Source organism: Pseudomonas costantinii, assembly GCF_001870435.1.
GTDB lineage: Bacteria > Pseudomonadota > Gammaproteobacteria > Pseudomonadales > Pseudomonadaceae > Aquipseudomonas > Aquipseudomonas costantinii.
In genome coordinates this window covers 55,216-79,317 of the sequence record NZ_MDDR01000004.1, presented here as the reverse complement: position 1 = coordinate 79,317, position 24,102 = coordinate 55,216, and the positions used below count along the sequence as shown (strand labels likewise).

Sequence of the window (24,102 nt, the reverse complement as noted above, 5' to 3'; positions counted from 1 at the left end):
AAGGGGGCTCAGATTAACTCAAATTCACTGCAATCTAATGTGGGAGCTGGCTCCCACATGAGTGCCGCGTTTAGTCATTTTTATTGGGGAAATGCCGGAGATCCAGGGTCATTGGCAACTCATCATTGATGACCAGAGAAGGTACCGGGAGTTTTCCAGGAGTGTGCCCCAGTCGGAAAAACCGCGCCATACGCCGGCTCTCCGCTTCGTTGGCATTCACCGGCAAGCTGTCATAATTACGCCCGCCCGGATGAGCGACGTGGTACTGACAGCCGCCGAGGGAACGTTGCATCCAGGTGTCCAGCAGGTCGAACACCAACGGCGCATGCACCGGGATAGTCGGCTGTAAACAGTTGGCCGGTTGCCAGGCGCGATACCGTACGCCGGCAACGAACTCGCCCACTCGCCCAGTGGCTTGCAGCGGCACCGGGATGCCGTTGCAGGTCAGCAAATAGCGCTGCGGCGGCAGCCCGCTCAACTTCACTTGCAGCCGCTCCAGCGACGAATCCACATAGCGCACCGTGCCGCCGACCGCGCCCTCCTCGCCCAATACGTGCCAGGGCTCCAGGGCCTGGCGCAGTTCCAGCTCGATGCCGCTGACAGCGTAGTCGCCGACTTTGGGAAAACGGAACCCAAGGTGTGCGGCAAACCATTCGGCCCGCAGCGGGTAACCGGCGGCATTCAGTTCGACGATCACATCGGCAAAATCCTGCTCGATAAAATGCGGCAGCAAGAAGCGATCGTGCAGCTCGGTACCCCAGCGCGCCAGTTTCGGCGGCGCGTACGGCTCACGCCAGAAGCGCGCAACCAACGCGCGCAATAGCAGTTGTTGAGTCAGGCTCATACGGGCGTGAGGTGGCATTTCAAAGGCGCGCAACTCCAGCAGACCCAGGCGGCCAGTGGCCCCGTCGGGCGAGTAGAGCTTGTCGATGCAGAATTCGGCGCGGTGGGTGTTGCCCGTCACGTCGATCAGCAGATTGCGCAGCAGACGGTCCACCAACCACGGCGGGCATTCTTCGCCTGGCTCAGGCATTTGCGCGAAGGCAATTTCCAGCTCATACAAGGCATCGTTGCGCGCCTCGTCCACCCGTGGAGCCTGGGAAGTCGGGCCAATAAACAGGCCGGAGAACAGGTATGACAGCGACGGGTGGTTATGCCAATAGCTGATCAAGCTGCGCAACAAGTCAGGGCGACGCAGGAATGGCGAGTCCTTGGGCGTGGCCCCGCCCAACACAAAGTGGTTACCGCCGCCGGTGCCGGTGTGGCGGCCATCGATCATGAATTTTTCAGTCGTGAGGCGGGTTTGCCGCGCCTCTTCGTAGAGGAATTCGGTGCGCTCCACCAACTCGTCCCAGGTCGCAGACGGTTGCACATTCACCTCGATCACACCCGGGTCCGGCGTGACGCGGAAGTTACTCAGGCGCGTATCGGCCGGTGGCTCGTAGCCCTCCAGCAACACCGGGCAATGCAGCTCCTCGGCAGTGGCTTCGATGGCCGCCACCAACTCCAGATAATCTTCGACGCGTTCCAGCGGCGGCATAAACAGATACAGGCGCCCTTCCCGTGCTTCGGCACACAGCGCGGTGCGCGTCAGCCAGTCAGCGGACTGATCCACTTTCGGCACACGCTCATCGCTCGATGCAGGTTCGCCATGGCTTTGCAGTTGCGTGGTGGTCGGCAGCTCCGGCTGATCCTGGTTCGGGTCAGTGGGGTGCACAAACGGATACTCCGCCGCCGTCACCCACGGCTGCGAGGCCAAGGGCAGACGGTAACCCAGCGCCGAGTCGCCCGGCACGAGGCGACAATGATTGTCACGCAGGTACCAAGGCCCGCTCTGCCAGCGGTCATTGGCCGCCGTGCGTGCCAGCGGCAGCACTTGACCGATGACTTTGTCCAGGCCCTGGCTGAACACTTTGCGCAAGCGTTCGCGCTCAAGGTCGTCGCTCAAGCGCGGGTCCTTGGCGGTGACGTTTTGCGGCAGTGCGCCTTCGCGCCACAGGTAGTAGAAGTTGTCTTCAAAGGCCGGGAACACAAAGCGTGCCGGCAGCTTCAACCGCTCGGCGACGCTGGCCAGGAAGCGCCCGGCCATCACGCCATCGGCACCGTAATCCTCTTGCTCATCGGCGATCAGCGCGCTGTTATGCCAGATCGGCACGCCATCGCGACGCCAGTAGCAGTTGAGCGACCAGCGTGGCAGTTGCTCGCCGGGGTACCACTTGCCCTGGCCAAAGTGCACGAGGCCCTTGGGCGCGTAATGTTTGCGCATGCGCTGGAACAGTTCGGCAGACAGGCGACGCTTGTCCGGTCCCAAGGCGGCAGTGTTCCACTCGGCGCCATCGGGGTCGTCGATAGAGACGAAGGTCGGCTCACCGCCCATGGTCAGGCGCACGTCATCCTTGAGCAAGTCGCCATCGATCTGTCGGCCCAGGGCCTGGATCGCCAGCCATTGTTCTTCGGTGTAGGGCTTGGTTACCCGAGGCGCTTCCCAGATGCGCTCTACCGACATCTCGTGGGTAAATTCGCACTCGCACGGTTCCACCAGCCCACTGATCGGAGCGGCGGACGATGGATCGGGACTACAGGCCAATGGGATATGGCCTTCACCGGCGAACAGACCGGACGTGGCATCGAGTCCGATCCAACCGGCGCCGGGTAAATACACTTCGCACCAGGCGTGCAGGTCGGTGAAGTCCACTTCGGTGCCGGATGGGCCGTCCAGGGCTTTGACGTCGGCGGTCAGTTGGATCAAGTAACCGGACACGAAGCGCGCCGCTAACCCCAGGTTGCGTAGCAATTGCACCAGCAACCAGGCCGAATCCCGACAGGAGCCGGAGGCGTTTTCCAGGGTGAACTCCGGGGTCTGCACGCCAGGTTCCATGCGAATCAGGTAGCCGATATCGGTGGCCAGCCGTTGGTTGAGCCCCACCAGAAAGTCCACTGCCGGCAACGGCGTGCGGTCAATGCCAGCCAGGTAGGCGGTAAACTTCGGTGTCAGCGGCAACGTTTCCAGGTACGGCGCCAGCTCGCGCTGCTCATCGGCGGCGTAGCTGAAGGGGATTTTTTCGGCATAGGGCTCGAGGAAAAAGTCGAACGGGTTGAACACCGCCATCTCAGCGACCAGGTCGACTTCGATACGCAGCTCGTCAGTCTTTTCCGGGAATACCAACCGCGCCAGGTAATTGCCCTGAGGGTCTTGCTGCCAATTGATGAAATGCTGCTCGGGCAGCACTTTCAATGCGTAGGACAAAATCCGCGTACGGCTATGGGCCGCCGGACGTAAACGCACGATCTGTGGGCCGAGTTCAACAGCGCGGTCGTAGCGGTAATGCGTAACGTGGTGCAACGCGACATGAATCGACACGGCGGCCTCCTGCGAGCCAGGGCATGGAAACAAAGCGCGCAAGACTTATGCCAGAGCGGCCGTCATTGCGCTTTATCGTAAGACCCGGTGCAGTACAGCACCAAAACGGCGCCATCGTATGCTCCCTGGTGCAAGCGCCGCACATATTTGAGGCGCGAGTGGGGTGGCGTGGGTGGTGAATCTACCCAATCAGCGAGCTTTGAGCTTGGCAATCACGGCTTCACGCAAGTGGCGTACCTCGACCAGCTTCTGGCGCATTTCGCGGTGGCGTTTACTGTTGAGCAGCAACAGTCCCAGCAGCGGTAACAACAAGCTCAAGCCATAAAGCAGAAAATGCGGTCGATACGCGATAGTGGGCAATACCGCCAAAATGCACAGCCCCAACAGGGTTATCAGCGGCCATACCCACTGCGCACGCCCACGCGCAATCATGAAATTGCAATGCACCACGACCCAGGCCAGCGCAAGGCCGCCCAGAAAGGAATACTTGGCGTTGTCCGCCAACGGGAGGTCCGGGAAATAACTGTCAAAAACCAACGGAACGGCGAGCACCAGCGTAAAGACCGCTGCAAAGATCGCCCCCATGAACACAGGAAAATACTGCGACAGAAAACTGCGAATGCTAGGGAGTTCACTCATTACTCGATCTCCTCATACAGGCCGACGGCAATGGTGCTCACATTCCCTGAAATCGCACTGCCGGTGAAACCGATCGCTGCGCCCAAAGCATCCTTTATCTGCGTCACTGTTGCATGCTTGACCTGGGTGGGCGTGAAACGCTTGGTCGCCTCGCCTGACAGTTGCTTCAACTTGAGCATTTTTGAGGTCATGCGCGGGTCTTTGATGCTGAGCAATTCCTTGGTCAGCTTGGCGCGCTCCTGGCGGTTTAAACCTTTGAGTACTTCCCTCACGCTTTTGCCGGTGGTGGCTTGATTCATGCGCACCAGTTTTATCGTGGTCAGTGTCGATGCACCTACCCCGACCAACGAAGCGGCATCCAGTGCGATCATCGTGTACTGATACCACTGCGCGCTGTCGAGTTCGTCATTTTTGGCCGGATTGCTGATTTCATTGACCGTGCGATAGCCACTGGCGACACACTGGAGCGTACTGGCCGTGGCGGCGGTGTAGCCAATCGCAGCAACCACACTGCTGGCACCCGCCGTGAACGGCACCGCAACGGAACCGCTGAGTACAACGATCCAACCGATGACCGCACCGGCACAGGACAATGTGGTGTTGAGTGCCTCCCCCACCACGCGCGACTCTCGGGGGTTGTCTTGCACCTGCTGCGCAAACTGCGCCGGTGCGATGTACTTCTGCGCCTCGCGCAAAATCACCCGTTTGGGCGCAATACTGCAGATGGGTTGGAATTCGCGCAGGGTGATCACATTGAAGTCAGCGTCGATGTACACGACACCCGCGCCGACAATCGCAGGGTCTGCATCGATGGCCGCAAACAAGCGCGGCAGGTTGATCTGGCTTTCGATGCGCTGGCGCGCCATGAACTGTGAGCGGTTGGAATCCATGCCGATGCCGAGTAGGGGGTTGCCCATGTACGTTCTTCCTTGAGGGTGATGATGGCCGGACCGGCCTCATTGCGGCCTAGCCCGCAATGACAATCTAATGGGCGCCACCTTAACAAACGCTCCATCCACCGCCTAGAAAGCAAAACGCCAGCACGAGGCTGGCGTTTTGCATGTTCAGGCTGCGATCAACGCGGCACGACTGGCTTGCGGGCTGGCTTCTTGCCTTTGCCCTTGGCCGCGTCGGTGCGCTCTTTAGCCGCCTGCTTGTTGCGGACCATGGCCGCAGCCTTGGCTTGCTCGCGCTTGTCCCATGGGTTGCTGCCGTCACTCCCACGCGGCGGTAGACCGGTATGCTGGGTGAGGATCTTGGTGGTGGTTTCCTTGGCGACCTTGTGGCTGCCGGCCGGCGTCGAGTTCTTGCGACGGGCACTCTGGTAGCTGTCGGTGGACGGCTGGTGCAGCGGGATCAACTGCTCCTTGCCCGGCCCGATCAAGTCGGCGCGGCCCATGCGGGTCAGCGCTTCACGCAGCATCGGCCAGCCTTTCGGGTCGTGGTAGCGCAGGAACGCCTTGTGCAGACGGCGCTGGTCCTCGCTCTTGACGATGGTCACCGCGTCGCTCTTGTAGGTGACCTTGCGCAGCGGGTTCTTGCCCGAGTGGTACATCGCGGTGGCGGTGGCCATCGGCGACGGGTAGAACGCCTGCACCTGGTCGGCGCGGAAGTCATTGCGCTTGAGCCACAGGGCCAGGTTCATCATGTCTTCATCGGTGGTGCCCGGGTGGGCCGCGATGAAGTAAGGAATCAGGTACTGCTCCTTGCCCGCTTCCTTGGTGTACTTCTCGAACATGCGCTTGAACTTGTCATAGCTGCCAATGCCCGGTTTCATCATCTGGTTGAGCGGACCTTCCTCGGTATGTTCCGGGGCGATCTTCAAGTAGCCACCGACGTGGTGGGTGACCAGTTCTTTCACGTACTCCGGCGACTCAACCGCGAGGTCGTAGCGCAGGCCGGAAGCGATCAGAATCTTCTTCACACCCGGCAACGCACGGGCGCTGCGGTACAGCTGGATCAACGACGAGTGGTCGGTGTTCAGGTTCGGGCAGATACCCGGGAACACACAGGACGGCTTGCGGCACGCGGATTCGATTTCCGGGCTCTTGCAGGCAATGCGGTACATGTTCGCGGTCGGGCCGCCGAGGTCGGAGATGACGCCGGTGAAGCCGGGCACCTTGTCGCGGATCTCTTCGATTTCGCGAATGATCGACTCTTCGGAACGGTTCTGAATGATCCGGCCTTCGTGCTCGGTGATCGAGCAGAAGGTGCAGCCGCCGAAGCAGCCACGCATGATGTTCACCGAGAAACGGATCATGTCGTAGGCCGGGATCTTTTCCTTGCCGTACGCCGGATGCGGGATACGTGCGTAAGGCATGCCGAACACGTAGTCCATTTCTTCGGTGGTCATCGGGATGGGCGGCGGGTTGAACCACACGTCCACTTCACCGTGTTTCTGCACCAGGGCGCGGGCGTTGCCTGGGTTGGTTTCCAGGTGCAACACGCGGTTGGCGTGGGCGTAGAGCACCGCGTCGCCACGGACTTTTTCTACCGACGGCAGGCGGATCACGGTCTTCTCGCGGGTCATGCGCGGGCTGGCCAGGATCTGTACGACCTTGGCTTCGTCCGGATCATCAACCGGACCTTTTTCCTGCTCGATGGCGCAGGCTTGGGTGTCCTGGGTGTTCACGTACGGGTTGATGATCTTGTCGATCTTGCCCGGGCGGTCGATACGCGTGGAGTCCACTTCGTACCAGCCCGCGGGTGTGTCACGGCGAATGAACGCGGTGCCGCGCACATCGGTGATGTCTTCGATTTTGTGGCCCCACGACAGGCGCTGGGCAACCTCGACAATCGCGCGCTCGGCGTTGCCGTACAGCAGGATATCGGCGGCGGCGTCGATCAGGATCGAGTTGCGCACGCGGTCTTGCCAGTAGTCGTAGTGGGCGATGCGACGCAGGGAGGCTTCGATGCCACCGAGTACGATCGGCACGTTCTTGTAGGCTTCCTTGCAACGCTGGCTGTACACCAGACTTGCGCGGTCCGGGCGCTTGCCGGCCATGCCACCTGGGGTGTAGGCGTCATCGGAACGGATTTTCTTGTCGGCGGTGTAGCGGTTGATCATCGAGTCCATGTTGCCGGCCGCGACGCCGAAAAACAGGTTCGGCTCGCCGAGCTTCATGAAGTCGTCTTTGGACTGCCAGTTGGGCTGGGCAATGATCCCGACGCGAAAGCCCTGGGACTCCAGCAGCCGGCCGATGATTGCCATGCCGAACGACGGATGGTCCACGTACGCGTCACCGGTGACGATGATGATGTCGCATGAATCCCAGCCAAGCTGATCCATCTCCTCCCTGCTCATCGGCAGGAATGGCGCAGGGCCGAAACATTCGGCCCAGTACTTGGGATAGTCAAATAACGGCTTGGCTGTTTGCATGACGGTGACCGGTGTTGAGATGAAAAATCGCGGGCGCGGAATATAGCACAAAATTTGATCAATTCCGACCTTTGCAGTCGGAATTGGTGGCACTTATTTACTCGTCGTCGAAGTTGTAACTGCCTGGCGCGAGGTTTTCGAAGCGGGTGTATTTACCGATGAACGCGAGGCGCGTCGTACCGATTGGACCGTTACGCTGCTTGCCGATGATGATCTCGGCGATACCCTTGTGCTCGGTCTCCGGGTGATACACCTCGTCCCGGTACACGAACATGATTACGTCGGCATCCTGCTCGATCGCTCCGGATTCCCGCAAGTCGGAGTTGATCGGGCGTTTGTTGGGACGTTGTTCCAGGGAACGGTTGAGCTGGGACAGCGCCACTACCGGGCAGTTGAATTCCTTGGCCAGGGCTTTCAACGAGCGGGAGATCTCAGAAATTTCGTTGGTTCGGTTGTCGCCGCTGGAACCCGGGATCTGCATCAGTTGCAGGTAGTCGATCATGATCAGGCCGACGTCACCGTGCTCACGCACCAGGCGTCGGGTGCGGGCACGCATTTCCGAGGGGCTGATACCTGCGGTGTCATCGATGAACAGCTTACGGTCGTTGAGCAGGTTGACTGCCGAGGTCAGGCGCGGCCAGTCGTCGTCTTCCAGGCGGCCAGCACGCACTTTGGTCTGGTCGATACGCCCCAGGGACGAGAGCATCCGCATGATCAGCGATTCACCTGGCATCTCGAGGGAGTAGACCAGCACCGCTTTTTCACTGCGCAGAACGGCATTTTCCACCAGGTTCATGGCGAAGGTGGTTTTACCCATCGACGGACGACCCGCAACAATGATCAAGTCAGCCGGCTGCAGGCCACTGGTCATGCCATCGAGGTCGGTGTAGCCGGTGGACAAGCCGGTGATGGCGTTGTCGGTGTTGAACAGGGTATCGATACGGTCGATGGCCTTGGTCAGCAGGTCGTTGACGCTGACTGGGCCGCCGGTCTTCGGGCGCGCCTCGGCAATCTGGAAGATCTGCCGTTCAGCCTCGTCGAGGATTTCTTCGGCCGTACGCCCTTCCGGGTTGAACGCGCTGTCAGCGATTTCAGTGGCGATGCCGATCAACTGACGCAACGTCGCCCGTGCGCGAACGATCTGCGCATAGGCCTTGATGTTGGCGACCGACGGGGTGTTTTTTGCCAATTCACCCAGGTAACCGAGACCGCCCACTTGTGAAGTCTGACCTTCCTTGTCCAATTGCTCGGCAAGGGTCACGACGTCGATCGGGGAGTTGAGGTCAGCCAGTTTGGCAATGGCGCGGAAAATCAGGCGGTGGTCATGGCGATAGAAGTCACCATCCGAGACTTGATCCAGCACGCGCTCCCAGGCGTTGTTGTCCAGCATCAAACCACCGAGCACGGCCTGTTCGGCCTCGATGGAGTGCGGCGGCACCTTCAGGGCAGCGGTTTGCAGATCGTATTGCTCAGGAGCTGAAATATCGTTCATGGCCACTTGGAATTAGGGGTTTGTAGAAAAACAAAAGGCACGACCTGTAAACAGGATCGTGCCCGATGTTAACCGTCTGGCACGCGAGGTGCCAGTCAGTTAGGTGCTGCTTAAGCTGCTACCACAACAACGCGTACGGTGGCTTCAACTTCGGCGTGCAGGTGCACGGCTACGTCGAATTCGCCTACGTTGCGGATGGTGCCGTTCGGCAGACGAACTTCGCTCTTCTGCACTTCAACGCCGGAGGCGGTCAGTGCATCAGCGATGTCGTGGGTGCCGATCGAACCGAACAGCTTGCCTTCGTCACCGGCGGTGGCAGTGATAGTCACTTCCAGCTCAGCCAGTTGGGCAGCGCGAGTTTCGGCCGAAGCTTTTTTGTCTGCTGCTGCTTTTTCCAGCTCAGCACGACGCTCTTCAAACGCAGCCAGGTTGGCAGCGGTTGCAGCGGTGGCTTTGCCGTATGGCAGCAGGTAGTTACGACCGTAACCGGCCTTAACGTTCACTTTGTCGCCCAGGTTGCCCAGGTTGGCGACTTTTTCCAGAAGGATCAGTTGCATGTGAAAATCCTCTAACTTTTAACCTTCACCGTTCGCGTTATCGGCATCTTTCGATGCCAGACGACCGCGAAAATCAATCAGGCCGTCGACAATGGCCAAAACCACGAGTAACGGATAGATCAGCTGCATAAACAGCAACAGCGTCACGTACAACCCCACCAGCCAAAACTTGGCCAGGCGCTTTCGCGCAACGAGCCCATGAATCAGGGCCAGTCCGGCAAACACCAGCGGTACGCTGCAAATCGGCGCCAGCAAGGCCATCTGTGGACCGAAATTCGGCCCGACAACCATGCACGCCAGCAGCAACATCGCCGGCCCCGCGGGGATTCTGATACTGCGAAATTCGCGACCAAAACCACCCGGGTTGTACAACAACGCCTGCCAATAACGCCCAAGAATCAGGCTCAGCACGCTGACAACCTGCAACAATGCCGCAATCAGGCCGGTCAGGACCGGGGCAATCAGTGACGCAAACCGCGCTCGCTCATCTACCGACAATTGCTGGTAGAGATCCCCGAGGGCCATCGGCAGGATCTTGACGATCTCTTGCGACAGCGCCTCGATTTGCGGGCGGAAAGCCGCGCCAAGCATCACTGAGTACACCAACCCCAATGCCACGCTGACCAGCAGCGTGCGGACCCAGGACTCACTTGCGCGTAAAACCAACGCAAGGCTCGATGACCCCAGCAGTACCAGAAGTACTCGTGGATCGCCGAATTGCAGCCACCAGATCAAGGCCGGCAACAATCCCAGGGCAAGAACGCCAAGGGCGTCCTTCAAACCGCGCCGCAGGAGCACAAGGCAACCTGCGGCAGCACCCAACCAATAAAGCAACGGCAATGCCGCACATCCAGCCACTACCAGAGTGGCTTGCACGCGACCGCGCATGATGAACTCAGCTAAGGCGCGCATGCATTCAATCCCTTACTACTTGTCGACTGCCCGGTCTCAGCGGCCGTGGCTGTCGGTGTAGGCCAGCAGGGCCAGGAAGCGGGCGCGCTTGATAGCGGTGGCCAGCTGACGCTGATAACGTGCTTTGGTACCGGTGATACGGCTTGGAACGATTTTGCCGGTCTCGGATACGTAGGCTTTCAGAGTGTTGAGATCTTTGTAATCGATCTCTTTCACGTCTTCAGCGGTGAAGCGGCAGAATTTACGACGACGGAAGAAACGTGCCATTTGATAGGCTCCTTAAAAGGTCCGTGGATTACTCGTCAGCGTTATCGCTGTTGTCGCTGTCATCACTATCAACGCTATCAGCGCCTTCGTGCTCAGGACGGTCGCGACGCTCACGGCGCTCACTGCGGTTTTCTTCAGCCTTGAGCATCTCGGATTGGCCGGTAACGGCTTCTTCGCGACGGATGACCAGGTTACGGATCACAGCATCGTTGTAGCGGAAGTTGTCTTCCAGCTCGGCCAGGGCCTTGCCAGTGCACTCAACGTTCAGCATCACGTAGTGAGCCTTGTGAACATTGTTGATTGCGTAGGCCAGTTGACGACGGCCCCAATCTTCCAGACGGTGGATTTTGCCGCCGTCTTCTTCGATCAGCTTGGTGTAACGCTCTACCATGCCGCCGACTTGCTCGCTTTGATCCGGGTGGACCAAAAAGATGATTTCGTAATGACGCATGAATGCTCCTTACGGGTTGTAGCCTGCCGCTCAAAAACGGTCAGACAAGGAGTGAATGACACTTATGGATCTTGCCGCAGGGAGGCACATCGGTGCCTGCCAGGAAGGCAAGGGGCGCAATTGTAGAGAAGGGGGAGAAACGGCGCAAGGTGATTGGTGATTATTTGAACAATCACCGCGCAATTAACTGATCGTTCCCACGCTCTGCGTGGTAACGCAGCCCTGGACGCTCTGCGTCCGCTGCTGAAGCGTGACGCGGAGCGTCACAAGATGCATTCCCACGCAGAGCATGGGAACGATCCAAACCGTTACTTCTTGGTCTTGGCCTTCGCGCCACGCTGACGCTGCGCTTCAAACAAGCACACGCCGGTCGCGACCGAAACGTTGAGACTGCTGACGCTACCGGCCATCGGCAGTTTCACCAGGTAGTCACAATGCTCACGGGTCAGGCGACGCATGCCTTTGCCTTCGGCCCCCATGATCAGGATGGTCGGGCCGGTGAGGTCCTGGTCATAAATGCTGACCTCGGCCTCGCCTGCCGTACCCACGACCCACAGGCCGCGCTGCTGGAGCTTCTCCAGAGTACGCGCAAGGTTGGTCACGGCGACCAACGGAATCACTTCCGCGGCGCCGCAAGCCACTTTACGCACGACTGGCGTGAGAGTGGCCGACTTGTCTTTTGGCACGATCACCGCCAGCGCACCGGCAGCGTCCGCCGAACGCAGGCAAGCGCCAAGGTTGTGCGGGTCAGTCACGCCGTCCAGCACCAGCAACAGCGGAGCGCCTTCAGTACGGTCGAGCAGTTCGTCGAGCATTGCTTCGCCCCAGACCTGGCTCGGGCTCACGTCCGCAACCACGCCCTGGTGAACGCCGTCCACCCACACGTCCATTTCACGACGCTCGGCCTGACCGATGGCAACTTTGTTTTGGGTAGCCAACTCGACCAGCGCTTGCACGCGCGGCTCGCTACGGCCTTCGGCCAGCCACACTTGCTTGACGCGCTTAGGGTGGTGACGCAGCAGTGCTTCTACGGCGTGCACGCCGTAGATTTTTTCCAGACTCATGACTTGGCCTTAGGTTTGCGCGACCCGCCGCTTTTCGCGGGAGCCGAACCCGCTTTAGGCGGGCCTTTACGGTGTTTACTTGGCTTGCTCGACGGTTTTTCCGCCCCGTGGGACTTTCCCCCAGACGCCGCTTTACCACCGCTTTTGGCTTCATTGAGCAACTGCTGCTTCAACTCGCGGCTTTTGCGCAGCTCGGCGTTTTTCGCGGCGGCATCACTTGGACGGTAGGCTTCAGGGGCCTTGTCTTTGGAAGACGAACGACGGCCCGCCTTGGCCGGCTCAGGCTCAGCAGCTGCTTTCGCAGGAGCGCCTTTGCCTTTGGCGGCTGGAGCTGCGGTTTCGCCGCCACGCTTTTTGCGGCCGGTCGGCGTATCGATAGTTTGCTCAGGCATACCGAAGTCAATCTTGCGCTCGTCGAGGTCGACGCGCATGACCTGCACTTCCACGGTGTCGCCCAATCGGAAGCTGCGACCGGTGCGCTCGCCCGCCAGGCGGTGATGCACAGGATCGAAGTGGTAGTAATCACCCGGCAAGGCGGTGACGTGTACCAGGCCCTCGACGTAAATGTCGGTCAGCTCGACGAACAGGCCAAAGCCGGTCACGGCAGTGATCACACCCGGGAACGATTCGCCTACGCGATCCTTCATGAACTCGCACTTGAGCCAGTTCACCACGTCGCGGGTCGCTTCGTCGGCACGGCGCTCGCTCATGGAGCACTGCTCGCCCAGTTGTTCCAGGGCCGCTTCGTCGTACGGATAAATCCGCGCCTTCGGAATGGTCATGGCACCGGCGCGCTTGACGTGCGGGGTGTTCTGCTTGGAGTGGATCACGCTGCGGATAGCGCGGTGCGTGAGCAGGTCCGGGTAACGGCGAATCGGCGAGGTGAAGTGGGTATACGCCTCGTAATTCAGACCGAAGTGGCCCTGGTTGTCGGCGCTGTACACCGCCTGACTCAGAGAGCGCAGCATAACGGTCTGGATCACGTGGAAATCCGGACGATCCTTGATGCCTGCCAACAGTGCCTGGTAATCCTTCGGCGATGGACCGTCCTTGCCTTTGTGCAGGGACAGGCCGAGCTCACCGAGGAACGCACGCAGCTTCTCCAGGCGCTCTGGCGGCGGGCCGTCGTGCACCCGGTACAACGCAGGAATTTCGTGCTTTTTCAGGAATTCAGCGGTAGCCACGTTGGCTGCCAACATGCATTCCTCGATCAGCTTGTGTGCATCGTTACGCGTGGTTGGCGTAATCGCGGCGATCTTGCGCTCGGAACCGAAGACAATTCGGGTTTCCTGGGTTTCAAAATCGATCGCACCACGTACGTGACGGGCGCCCAGCAACACCTTGTACAACGAGTACAACTGCTTGAGGTGCGGAACCACGCCAGCGTATTCGGTGCGCAGAGCCTTGGCTTCGCTGGTCTTCGGCGCTTCCAGGATGGTGCTGACCTTGTTGTAGGTCAGGCGTGCCTGGGAGTGGATCACCGCTTCGTAGAACTGGTAGTCGGTCATTTCGCCGGTTTTCGAGATAGTCATCTCGCACACCATGGCCAAACGGTCGACTTTCGGATTCAGGGAGCACAGACCGTTGGACAACTGCTCAGGCAGCATCGGAATCACGCGCTCAGGGAAGTACACGGAGTTGCCGCGCACCTGGGCTTCGTTATCCAGGGCAGAACCGATCTTCACGTAGCTGGAGACGTCGGCAATCGCGACGAACAACTTCCAGCCGCCGGAGAACAGGCGCAACTTGCCAGGCTTGGCTTCGCAGTAGACCGCATCATCGAAGTCGCGGGCATCTTCGCCGTCGATGGTAACGAACGGCAGATGGCGCAGATCGATGCGTTTTTCTTTGTCTTTTTCTTCAACTTGCGGCTTGAGCTTGGCAGCTTCTTTCAGCACAGCCTCAGGCCAGACGTGAGGAATATCGTAGGTGCGCAGCGCAACATCGATTTCCATGCCCGGCGCCATGTAGTTGCCGACCACTTCAACGATATCGCCCTGAGGCTGGAAGCGCGCGGTTGGCCAGTGGGTGATTTTCACCTCGACGAACTGACCGACCTTAGCGGCGCCATTGCGGCCCGGGGTGATCAGCACTTCCTGCTGGACCTTCGGGTTATCCGGCACCACAAAGCCGATACCGCCCTCTTCGAAGTAACGGCCGACGATGGCCTCGTGGGCACGGGAAACCACTTCGACAATCACGCCTTCACGGCGACCACGACGGTCCAGACCGGAGACGCGCGCCAAGGCACGGTCGCCATCGAACACCAGGCGCATTTGCGCCGGGCTCATGAACAGGTCGTCGCTACCGTCGTCCGGGATCAGGAAGCCGAAGCCATCACGGTGTCCGGCAATGCGGCCCAGGATCAGGTCAAGCTTATCTACCGGCGCGTAAGTGCCACGGCGGGTGTAGATCAGTTGAGCGTCGCGCTCCATGGCACGCAAACGGCGGCGCAGGGCTTCGAGCTGGTCTTCGGTGGTCAGACCGAACTCTTCAACCAGCTGCTCGCGGCTAGCAGGCGAACCACGATCGGCGAGATGCGCCAGGATCAGTTCGCGGCTAGGAATAGGGTTTTCATATTTTTCCGCTTCACGAGCGGCCTCGGGATCGAGGGACTGCCAATCGGCCATTAGAGAGTTTTCACCTTGTCTATATGCGGGTTAGTTTGGCATACGCGTATTGAAACGGGAAATTTCAGACATCAACAAGCGTTTAAAAGCCCTTTGCAGCCCGCGTCGGACACCTTGCACGACCATTGGCGAAATTTTCCAGGCTTTTTTCATGGCAGGGCTTTACAGCTCAAAGTCCCCTACGTATAGTGCGCGCCATCGACGACGGCAACGTTGTTGATGCTGCCCAGGTGGTGAAATTGGTAGACACGCCAGCTTCAGGTGCTGGTGATCGCAAGGTCGTGGAAGTTCGAGTCTTCTCCTGGGCACCAAATTCAGATCAAACCCGCGAAAGCGGGTTTTTTCGTTTCAGGCCTTTGATTTTTAACGAGAATATTGAATTATATTTTTGATATCAGGGGTTTACAGATCAAAAAGCGCTCCGTATAGTTCGCTCCATCAACAGCGGCAACGTTGCTGATGCTGCCCAGGTGGTGAAATTGGTAGACACGCCAGCTTCAGGTGCTGGTGATCGCAAGGTCGTGGAAGTTCGAGTCTTCTCCTGGGCACCAAATTCAGATCAAACCCGCGAAAGCGGGTTTTTTCGTTTCAGGGGTTTAAAAATGTTCCCGGCGAATGGCACAAGCTGGCCTGCCTGCGATGAGGCCAGGCCAGACACCCTCAGGCTCTGAACTGCCCCAAGCTCGCCTTCAACTGCGCCGCCAACCCATCCAACACTTTGCCACTGGCCGTAGTTTCTACCACCGCCTGTGCAGCACGCTCAGCCTGGGCATGGATCACCTCGACCCGCCCACGCACCGCTTGCGCGCCTTGAGCCTGATGCTCAGCCGCCCGCGTCGCCAGCCCAATCGCCGCATGCACCTGCTCCACCGACGCCTGTACCGTCTGCTGTAAACGCACGCTGTCGCGCAGCACCAGCAGACCCTCACTGGCCTGGCGCCCAGCCTTGCCGATGGTTTCCACCGCCTCGCGTGCGCCTTGCTGCAACGCCACAATGTGCGCCTGGATATCACCTGTAGAGCTCTGGGTTTTGCTGGCCAGTGCACGCACTTCGTCCGCCACTACCGCGAAGCCACGTCCGGTTTCACCGGCACGCGCAGCTTCGATAGCCGCGTTAAGGGCCAGCAAGTTGGTTTGCTCGGCGATACCGTGGATCACCGTCAGCACCACCTCAATCTGCTCGCTTTGTTGGGCCAGACGCTCGATCACCTTGGCGCCGGTCTGAACCTGCCCGGCCAACGCCTCGATCAAGCTACCAACCTCTGCTGAGGTGCGCGAGTTCTCATCCGTTGCCTGGCGAATATCCACCACCTGCTGCAACGCCGCCTGCATCGCGTGGCTTTCGGCCTGGGCCTCATCGGCCATTTGCGACAGCGCGCGCAAGCTCTCTGCCACTTCATCACGCTGCAAACCCGCCGCCGCATCGGCACCGGCATTGCGCAAGGTCATGGCGCCGATTTCCACACCGGTACGCTGAGCCACATCGCCCGCCTCACGTACGATCGGCTGCAACTTATCCACAAAGCGATTGACCGCCGAGGCCATGTCGCCGATTTCATCCTTGCTGCTGATCTGCACGCGCTTGGTAAGGTCGCCCTCACCCGCAGCCAGATCATTCATAGCGGCGATCAGCAGCTTCAGGCGATTAACCACGCGACGCCCCAACACAATGGCGATCAGCAGCAATACACCGAATCCGACAATTGCGAGCCCCATGCCAATGCGCCAGCGCAAGGTACCCGCCGCGTCCTGTACGGCACTGGTGGTGTTGGCGGCCATCTGGGTGGCAGTGGCTTGCGCCGACTGCAGGCGAGCGCCCATGGCGGCTGCGCTGTCGGCAGCTGCGCCTTTCAGGCTGTCGCCCACCAACTGGTCACTGCTGGCAATCAGCGCGGCAAAACGCTTATCCAACGCCGCCAGGTCGGTCTCAACCGAGGCTGTCGAGACGCCCATGATGACTTTGCCGATCTCCACGCCATTAGGGCTGATGGAGGCCTCGACGTAGTACACCGACGGGTCGTTCTTGGCGGCGCTCAGCACTTTGTCCAAGGCGCGGTCGCCCTGGCCTTTTGCCAACAGCGCCTGGTTGATCGGGTTGTCTCGGTTCAGGTAACGGGTCAGATGCTCCCCGGCTGCGTCGTCATACACCACGAACAGCACATTGGGATTACGTTGCGCACGCCGGGCAAACTCCGACAGCGTCGGCACATCATTGTCCCACATGGCGCGTGGCGCCACCGAGGCCAGCAACTGCGCCATGTCATTGGCAGAGTCTTGCAGGTCTTTTTCCAGGGTCGCACGCAGCTGCTTCTGCTCTTCCTGCAAGCGCGAAGACAAACCGCTGGTGAGACGCTGGCGGGTGCTGGAAGACAGGCTGTCCAAACTGGAGGTGACTTCCTTGCCGGCCTGCGCCAGTTCGCCAGACAGCTTCTGGCTGTCGATACCCAGGCGGTTGCCCAAATCGGCTTCCAATGCCGTGACGGTGCTCCGCGTCAGAGCGACGGCCACCAGCACCTGCACCAAAAGAGCGATACCTAGGGTAACGAACACTGGCCGCAACAGACGGCTTTGTAACAATGAGAGAACAGCAGACACTGGAAATCCCTCCACCACGGGTGCCATTAATTTGATAGCACCGCGAAAGGAAGAACCATAGCAAGGGTCGTGCCGTTTGCCAGCGAGAAACGACAAAGGGCTCCCGAAGGAGCCCTTTGCTTTTTACATCAACAGCTTATTAAGCGAACGGGTGACGCAGAACGATAGTCTCGTTGCGGTCCGGGCCCGTCGAAATAATGTCGATTGGTGCGCCGATCAGTTCTTCAACGCGCTTGATGTAAGCACGAGCATTGGCTGGCAGCTCTTCCAGGGTTTTGGCACCCACGGTCGATTCGGTCCAGCCCGGCACTTCTTCGTACACAGGCTGCAGGCCCACGTAGCTGTCAGCGTCAGTCGGAGCAACGTCCTTACCTTCTGCATCTTTGTAGCCGACGCAGATGTTGATGGTTTCCAGACCGTCGAGCACGTCCAGCTTGGTCAGGCAGATGCCCGAGATGCTGTTCACATCGATAGCGCGACGCAAGATAACCGCGTCGAACCAGCCACAGCGACGAGCGCGGCCGGTAGTCGCGCCGAACTCATGACCTTGCTTGGCCAGGTGTGCACCGACTTCGTCGAACAGTTCAGTCGGGAACGGACCCGAACCTACGCGGGTGGTGTAAGCCTTGGTGATGCCCAGGATGTAGTCCAGGAACATAGGGCCAACACCCGAACCGGTAGCAACGCCGCCAGCGGTGGTGTTGGAGCTGGTCACGTACGGGTAGGTACCGTGATCGATGTCCAGCAACGAACCTTGAGCACCTTCGAACATGATGTCTTTGCCAGCGCGACGCAGGTCGTGCAGCTCGGCAGTCACGTCCAGCATCAGCGGCTTGAGCAGCTCAGCGTATTCTTTGCATTCGGCCAGGGTCTTGTCGAATTCGATGGCCGGCTCTTTGTAGTAACCCACCAGCATGAAGTTGTGGTAATCCACCAGCTCACGCAGCTTGTCTTCAAAGCGCGGCATGTTGAGCAGGTCGCCAACACGCAGACCACGACGAGCAACCTTGTCTTCGTACGCAGGGCCAATGCCGCGACCGGTAGTACCGATCTTCAGCTCGCCACGGGCCTTTTCACGAGCCTGGTCCAGCGCTACGTGGAAGGACAGGATCAGCGGGCACGACGGGCTGATACGCAGGCGCTCGCGCACCGGTACGCCTTTCTCTTCCAGCTTGGTGATCTCGCGCAGCAGGGCGTCAGGTGCAACTACTACGCCGTTGCCGATCAGGCACTGCACGCCTTCGCGCAGGACGCCCGAGGGGATCAGGTGCAAGACGGTTTTTTCGCCATCGATGACCAGGGTGTGGCCAGCGTTGTGGCCACCTTGGTAGCGCACTACGGCGGCAGCATGTTCGGTCAGCAGATCAACGATCTTGCCTTTGCCCTCATCACCCCATTGGGTGCCCAGGACTACGACATTCTTACCCATAACACTTGTCCTCATTCGCGCAAACTTGGTGCCGGCGATGGCCGGCAGGAAAACTCAAGAAGCCAGTGGCGATACTTGCCAAAGCCCGTTCTGCAGAATCAATTGCCGGTCGCAGTCCGCTTCACGGGCGGCGGCCAATGGCTGCCCAGGCAAAGCCTGGACGACACGCTGACCCTCACTGCGCAACTGACAAACCTGCTGCCAGAGTGCTGCGTCCGTACTGTCGGGCATCCAGATGCCACCAGACGGCAGCTCGACCTCAGCACGCCCCAGGGTCACCAGGGTTTTCAAATCGGTGGAAAAGCCAGTCGCCGGACGTGCACGACCGAAGTCAGCGCCGATATCGTCATAACGACCGCCTTGGGCGATGGCTTGGCCAACACCCGGTACAAACACCGCGAACACCACACCCGTGTGGTAGTGGTAACCGCGCAACTCACCCAGGTCAAAATACAGCGGCAGCTCCGGGAAGCGCGCCGACAACTGCTCGGCGATGGCCAGCACGTCGTTCAGCGCAGCCAATACCGGCGCTGGCGCATTGGCCAGGCGCTCACGCGCAGCCACCAACACTTCACGGCCACCGCACAGATTCACCAGCGCGCGCAGCATGCCGGCCAGGTCAGCAGGGACACCTTCGGTGAGAGCAATCACTTCATCGATAGCCTTACGCTGCAAGGCATCGAACAACTGTTGCTCGACCTCACCGGATAAACCGGCCGCACGGGCCAGGCCACGGTAGATGCCGACGTGGCCCAGATCCATGTGGACATCCGGCACATCAGCCAGCTGCAGCATGGCCAACATCAAGCTGATCACTTCAACGTCGCTGCTCGGACTCGCATCGCCATACAGCTCGGCGCCCAGTTGGATCGGGCTACGGGAAGATGACAAGGCACGCGGCTGAGCATGCAGCACACTGCCGGCGTAGCACAGACGGCTCGGCCCTTCGCGACGCAGGGTGTGCGCATCGATACGCGCCACTTGCGGCGTGATGTCGGCACGGAAGCCCATTTGCCGGCCCGACTGCGGGTCGATGACCTTGAAGGTGCGCAGATCCAGGTCCTGGCCCGCGCCAGTCAGCAGGGATTCCAGGTACTCGATATGGGGGGTCACGACAAACTCGTAACCCCAGCTCTGGAACAGATCCAACACCTGACGACGCGCCACTTCAATGCGCGCAGCTTCTGGTGGCAGTACTTCTTCGATGCCATCTGGCAGCAGCCAGCGGTCTACCGTTGCCATTACGCCATTCCCCTATGATCCGGGCGGCCAGCCCTCGGCCGAGCCTTGAGTGAAGCAGAAAACGCCCTGCTCCTGCATAAACAACGCGCAAGAACGACGTGACGAACGACCCATAACCGGCCTCGTCGGGCACTTTCCTCGAAAAACCTGTCACGCCTGCCGAATCAAACATGCAGACGCAAAAAAGCCGGGAATTTCCCGGCTGCCGCATCATACACCCGTTTTCTGAAAGGATCACCCCGCCAGGCGTTTTAGCCGCCCGACGGAGTGCGCCCTAAAGTCACAGGCTGTTACTTGGACTTTTCCAGGTAGCGGAAGAAGTCGCTGCTTGGGTCCAGTACCATGACGTCGGTTTTGTTCGCGAAGCTTTCACGGTAAGCACGCAGGCTACGGTAGAACGCGTAGAACTCCTGGTCCTGACCATAAGCCTTGGCGTAGATCGACGCAGCTTGAGCATCACCATCACCGCGGGCCTCTTCAGACTCGCGATAGGCTTCGGCCAGCAGTACACGGCGCTGACGGTCGGCATCCGCACGGATACCTTCAGCCAACTCGTTACCCTTGGCGCGGTGCTCACGAGCTTCACGCTCACGCTCGGTACTCATGCGCTCGAACACGCTGCGGTTCACTTCCTTCGGCAGATCGATGGCCTTGACCCGAACATCGATAACCTCGATGCCCAGCTCTTTTTCCGCCATTACGTTCAACGAACGCGTGATATCAGCCATCAGCGCATCACGCTCACCGGATACCACCTCATGCAGGGTGCGCTTACCAAACTGGTCACGCAGGCCCGACTCCAGACGGCGCGACAAACGCTCATCGGCAATCTGCTTGAGGCCGGAGGTAGCGGTGTAGAAACGCTCGGCATCCTTGACGCGCCACTTGGCGTAGGCGTCAACCATCACGGCTTTCTTTTCCAGGGTCAGGAAGCGCTGTGTCGGTGCATCCAGGGTCATCAGGCGGGCGTCAAACTTGCGCACCTGGTTCACGTAGGGGACTTTCACATGCAGGCCCGGCTGGACATCCGCCTGCACCACACGACCGAATTGCAGCAACACCGCGCGCTCGGTCTGAGACACGATGTAGAAGCAGTTCCAGGCAGCGATGACCACGACGACGCCCACAATCAGGGCGGTCAGCGATTTATTGCTCATCAACGACTCTCCCTGGTACGTGTTTGCTGTTGCAGCAAGTCAGCGGCCGTACGGGCGCTCGCTTCGTTGGCAGCAGCTGTCGAACCGGTGGACGGCGCGCCGCTACGACCACCTTCGATCATCTTGTCCAGCGGCAGGTAAAGCAGGTTGTTCTGCCCACCTTTGTTGCCGGTCACGAGAACCTTGCTGGTGTTGCTGAAGACTTCCTGCATGGTGTCCAGATACAAACGCTCACGCGTGACTTCTGGAGCCTTGCGGTATTCGGCGACCAGCTTGGTAAAGCGATCCGCCTCACCTTTGGCACGCGAGACCACTTCGTCGCGGTAACCGTTGGCATCCTCGAGGATACGCTGGGCCTGACCACGCGCTTCCGGCACGACGCCGTTGGCGTAGGTTTCAGCCTGGTTGCGCGAACGCTGTTCGTCTTCACGGGCGCGGATCACGTCATCAAAGGCTTCCTGCACTTCGCGCGGTGCCGCTGCGCTCTGTATGTTGACTTGAGTGACGGTGATACCGGTGCGATAGGTATCGAGGAACCGCTGCAGGCGCTCCTTGATCTCGCTGGCCATCAATTCACGACCTTCGGTCAGCACCTGATCCATTGCAGTGGAACCCACTACGTGGCGCAGGGCGCTTTCGGTCGCCTGCTGCAGGCTGATTTCCGGCTGATCAACGTTCAGCACGAAATCCTGCAGGTTGCTGATCTTGTACTGCACGGTCAGCGGCACTTCGACGATGTTCTCGTCTTCGGTCAGCATCTGGCCCTGCTTGGTGTAGGCACGCTCACGCGTGACGTTCTCCATGTACTTCTTGTCGATCGGCGGGAAGTAGATGTTCAGGCCTGGGCCGACCGTCTCGTAGTACTTGCCGAAGCGCAGCACCACGGCCTGCTCCTGCTCGTCCACCACGTAGACAGCGCTGTACAGCCAAACGGCTGCAAGCACGACAAGACCCAGGCCCAGCAAGCCATAGCCACCGCCCTTGCTTGTGCGACCGCCGTCGTCACCACCACTTTTTTTTCCACCACCGAACAACCCATTCAGGCTTTCCTGCAGCTTTCGGAAGGCCTCGTCGAGATCTGGTGGCCCCTTGCGGTCGCCATTATTGCGGCGTTTACCACCCCAAGGATCCTGATTATTCGAGTTGCCACCCGGCTCATTCCAAGCCATAGCGCTCTCCATCTGATAAAGCAAAGACGCACCCACGGCGCGCCGACCAATGCTACAGAATGCCTGCTACTGCGGCACAACCGCTTTCGGAGGCTTTTATTGCAAAGTGTGTTGTTCGATGAACTCTGTCGGTACCACGCCTTCACGGCTAACCAGCCGATTCAGCTCCGAGCGCGGCAATCGAACGGCCAGCAAGCTGACACCTTCTTCGTCATATTCTTCTTTCTGTACCGCGCCCAACTCGAAAAACTGTGCACGCAGTCGAGCAAAACGCTGAGGCAAGCGCAAGGTGCCAACAAACAAATCACTGCCCAGCAGCTCGGCGATGGCTTGTTCAAGCAACTCCAGGCCACTGCCATCACGCGCCGACAGCCAGACCCGTTGGGGCTTGCCGTTTTCGTCGCGCTGGATTTGTGGCTCAACGCCTTCAAGCAAATCGAGTTTGTTATAGACCTCGAGGATCGGCAAGTCCTGGGCACCAATCTCGCCCAACACCACCATCACCTGTTCAATCTGCAGCATGCGATCCGGTTCGGCCGCATCGATTACGTGCAACAGCAGGTCGGAGTTGCTCGACTCTTCGAGCGTAGACCGAAATGCCTCGACCAGCTTGTGGGGCAAGTGGCGAATAAAACCCACGGTATCGGCCAGGACAATCGGCCCCAGGTCGTCCAGCTCCAGACGGCGCAAGGTCGGGTCAAGCGTGGCGAACAGTTGGTCGGCCGCGTACACGTCCGATTTCGTCACATTATTGAAGAGCGTGGATTTACCAGCGTTGGTATAGCCCACCAAGGAAACGGTAGGGATATCCGCACGCATGCGGCCACGTCGCGATTGCTCACGCTGGCTGCGCACTTTCTCCAGCCGGCCCTTGATCTGTCGCAGGCGAACCCGCAGCAAACGCCGGTCGGTTTCCAGTTGGGTTTCACCTGGGCCACGCATACCGATACCGCCACCCTGGCGCTCAAGGTGAGTCCAGCCGCGAACCAGCCGGGTGCTCATGTGATCAAGCTGGGCCAGTTCTACCTGGAGCTTGCCTTCATGAGTACGGGCGCGCTGGGCGAAAATATCGAGAATCAGACCGGTACGGTCAATCACGCGACACTCGAAAACACGTTCGAGGTTACGTTCCTGACTGGGCGTGAGGACGTGATTGAAGATCACCAGATCGGCTTCTTCGGCGTGGACCAGGTCGCGCAACTCCTCGACCTTGCCGCTGCCGATCAGGAATTTGGCGGTTGGCCGATGACGCGGTACGTTAAAAAACGCAACGGTCTCGGCGCCGGCCGAATTTGCCAACTCCTGAAACTCCTGCGGATCTTCGCGCGCCTCAGGGTCCTGTCCATCCAAGTGAACGAGGATCACTCGCTCACCACCACCGTGGCGCTCAAAGAACAAAGGAGACTCCTATCAGGCGTTACCTGGCTCAGCGTCACCCACTTCATCACCGGCTGCGCTAGGCAGACGGATCGGACGAACTGGAACTACTGTCGAGATAGCGTGCTTGTAAACCATCTGGCTGACGGTGTTTTTCAGCAGGATCACGAACTGGTCGAAGGACTCGATCGTGCCTTGCAGCTTGATACCGTTGACCAGGTAGATGGAAACCCCCACTTTCTCTTTACGTAAAGTATTCAAGTAAGGGTCTTGTAGCGAATGCCCTTTTGACATGTGCCGCACTCCTTTAAGGATCAATAATAAAATTCGGAAAATAGATAGCTTATGGCCGTCACACCCCCAAGGATAGACGGCAATTGC

The 24,102-nt window shown here is 59.5% G+C and carries 17 protein-coding genes, 2 tRNA genes and 2 pseudogenes; 2 read left to right on the top strand and 19 right to left on the bottom strand.

Translation table 11 applies throughout. The features are described from left to right. Positions 1-70: 70 nt before the first annotated feature. From BFL40_RS01765 to rnr, 11 genes are all read right to left on the bottom strand, one after another. The gene (locus BFL40_RS01765; protein ID WP_071482791.1) at positions 71-3,361 is read right to left on the bottom strand and encodes a transglutaminase family protein; all 3,291 of its coding nucleotides are present in this window, start codon (positions 3,359-3,361) and stop codon (positions 71-73) included. Positions 3,362-3,550: 189 nt separating this feature from the next. Further along, entirely contained in the window at positions 3,551-4,000 is a 450-nt protein-coding gene (locus BFL40_RS01760) for a hypothetical protein (RefSeq protein WP_071482790.1), read from the bottom strand. Further along, positions 4,000-4,917, bottom strand: coding sequence for an Ssp4 family T6SS effector (gene ssp4, locus BFL40_RS01755; RefSeq protein WP_071482789.1), 918 nt, complete (start codon positions 4,915-4,917; stop codon positions 4,000-4,002). Before ssp4 ends, BFL40_RS01760 begins: the two co-directional genes overlap by 1 nt. Positions 4,918-5,075: 158 nt before the next feature. Beyond that, complete coding sequence (locus BFL40_RS01750) at positions 5,076-7,379, bottom strand: YgiQ family radical SAM protein (RefSeq protein WP_071482788.1); 2,304 nt, start codon at positions 7,377-7,379, stop codon at positions 5,076-5,078. A 97-nt stretch (positions 7,380-7,476) separates the two neighbouring features. Then, positions 7,477-8,871 carry a replicative DNA helicase gene (dnaB, locus tag BFL40_RS01745; RefSeq protein ID WP_071482787.1) on the bottom strand — a complete coding sequence of 465 codons (1,395 nt, stop codon included), beginning with the start codon at positions 8,869-8,871 and terminating at the stop codon, positions 7,477-7,479. Positions 8,872-8,981: 110 nt separating this feature from the next. Beyond that, on the bottom strand, positions 8,982-9,428 hold the full coding sequence (gene rplI, locus BFL40_RS01740) for a 50S ribosomal protein L9 (protein ID WP_003171376.1): 447 nt from the start codon (positions 9,426-9,428) through the stop codon (positions 8,982-8,984). Between the two features lie 18 nt (positions 9,429-9,446). Beyond that, positions 9,447-10,340, bottom strand: coding sequence for a YybS family protein (locus BFL40_RS01735; RefSeq protein ID WP_053254059.1), 894 nt, complete (start codon positions 10,338-10,340; stop codon positions 9,447-9,449). Positions 10,341-10,376: 36 nt separating this feature from the next. After that, positions 10,377-10,607 carry a 30S ribosomal protein S18 gene (gene rpsR, locus BFL40_RS01730; RefSeq protein WP_002551829.1) on the bottom strand — a complete coding sequence of 77 codons (231 nt, stop codon included), beginning with the start codon at positions 10,605-10,607 and terminating at the stop codon, positions 10,377-10,379. 28 nt (positions 10,608-10,635) lie between these two features. Next, complete coding sequence (gene rpsF, locus BFL40_RS01725; RefSeq protein ID WP_010563335.1) at positions 10,636-11,058, bottom strand: 30S ribosomal protein S6; 423 nt, start codon at positions 11,056-11,058, stop codon at positions 10,636-10,638. Between the two features lie 308 nt (positions 11,059-11,366). Beyond that, positions 11,367-12,122: a 23S rRNA (guanosine(2251)-2'-O)-methyltransferase RlmB gene (rlmB, locus tag BFL40_RS01720; RefSeq protein ID WP_071482786.1), complete on the bottom strand. Its 756-nt coding sequence runs from the start codon at positions 12,120-12,122 to the stop codon at positions 11,367-11,369. Then, positions 12,119-14,752 (bottom strand): ribonuclease R, encoded by a 2,634-nt coding sequence (gene rnr, locus BFL40_RS01715; RefSeq protein ID WP_071482785.1) that lies wholly within the window; start codon positions 14,750-14,752, stop codon positions 12,119-12,121. The genes rlmB and rnr overlap by 4 nt, the downstream gene beginning before the upstream one ends. A gap of 224 nt (positions 14,753-14,976) precedes the next feature. On the opposite strand from rnr, the gene BFL40_RS01710 reads away from it, so the two are divergent. Then, a tRNA-Leu gene (locus BFL40_RS01710) sits at positions 14,977-15,063 on the top strand. A gap of 153 nt (positions 15,064-15,216) precedes the next feature. Next, a tRNA-Leu gene (locus tag BFL40_RS01705) sits at positions 15,217-15,303 on the top strand. Positions 15,304-15,412: 109 nt separating this feature from the next. Here BFL40_RS01705 and BFL40_RS34515 read toward each other — a convergent pair. From BFL40_RS34515 to hfq, 8 genes and pseudogenes are all read right to left on the bottom strand, one after another. Beyond that, positions 15,413-15,928: pseudogene (locus tag BFL40_RS34515) on the bottom strand (methyl-accepting chemotaxis protein); the annotation flags it as partial. 390 nt (positions 15,929-16,318) lie between these two features. Then, positions 16,319-16,372, bottom strand: a pseudogene (locus BFL40_RS34510) (hypothetical protein); the annotation flags it as partial. A gap of 1,114 nt (positions 16,373-17,486) precedes the next feature. Next, a complete protein-coding gene (locus BFL40_RS01695) occupies positions 17,487-18,776 on the bottom strand; it encodes an adenylosuccinate synthase (RefSeq protein ID WP_071482783.1) in 1,290 nt (429 codons plus the stop codon). Positions 18,777-18,830: 54 nt separating this feature from the next. After that, positions 18,831-20,018, bottom strand: coding sequence for an ATP phosphoribosyltransferase regulatory subunit (locus BFL40_RS01690; protein ID WP_071482782.1), 1,188 nt, complete (start codon positions 20,016-20,018; stop codon positions 18,831-18,833). A gap of 290 nt (positions 20,019-20,308) precedes the next feature. Continuing rightward, the gene (hflC, locus tag BFL40_RS01685; RefSeq protein ID WP_071482781.1) at positions 20,309-21,175 is read right to left on the bottom strand and encodes a protease modulator HflC; all 867 of its coding nucleotides are present in this window, start codon (positions 21,173-21,175) and stop codon (positions 20,309-20,311) included. Continuing rightward, positions 21,175-22,344: an FtsH protease activity modulator HflK gene (gene hflK / locus BFL40_RS01680; protein WP_071482780.1), complete on the bottom strand. Its 1,170-nt coding sequence runs from the start codon at positions 22,342-22,344 to the stop codon at positions 21,175-21,177. Before hflK ends, hflC begins: the two co-directional genes overlap by 1 nt. A 96-nt stretch (positions 22,345-22,440) precedes the next feature. Further along, positions 22,441-23,742 carry a ribosome rescue GTPase HflX gene (hflX, locus tag BFL40_RS01675; RefSeq protein ID WP_071482779.1) on the bottom strand — a complete coding sequence of 434 codons (1,302 nt, stop codon included), beginning with the start codon at positions 23,740-23,742 and terminating at the stop codon, positions 22,441-22,443. Positions 23,743-23,754: 12 nt separating this feature from the next. Next, positions 23,755-24,015: an RNA chaperone Hfq gene (gene hfq, locus BFL40_RS01670; protein ID WP_071482778.1), complete on the bottom strand. Its 261-nt coding sequence runs from the start codon at positions 24,013-24,015 to the stop codon at positions 23,755-23,757. Positions 24,016-24,102 lie beyond the last annotated feature (87 nt).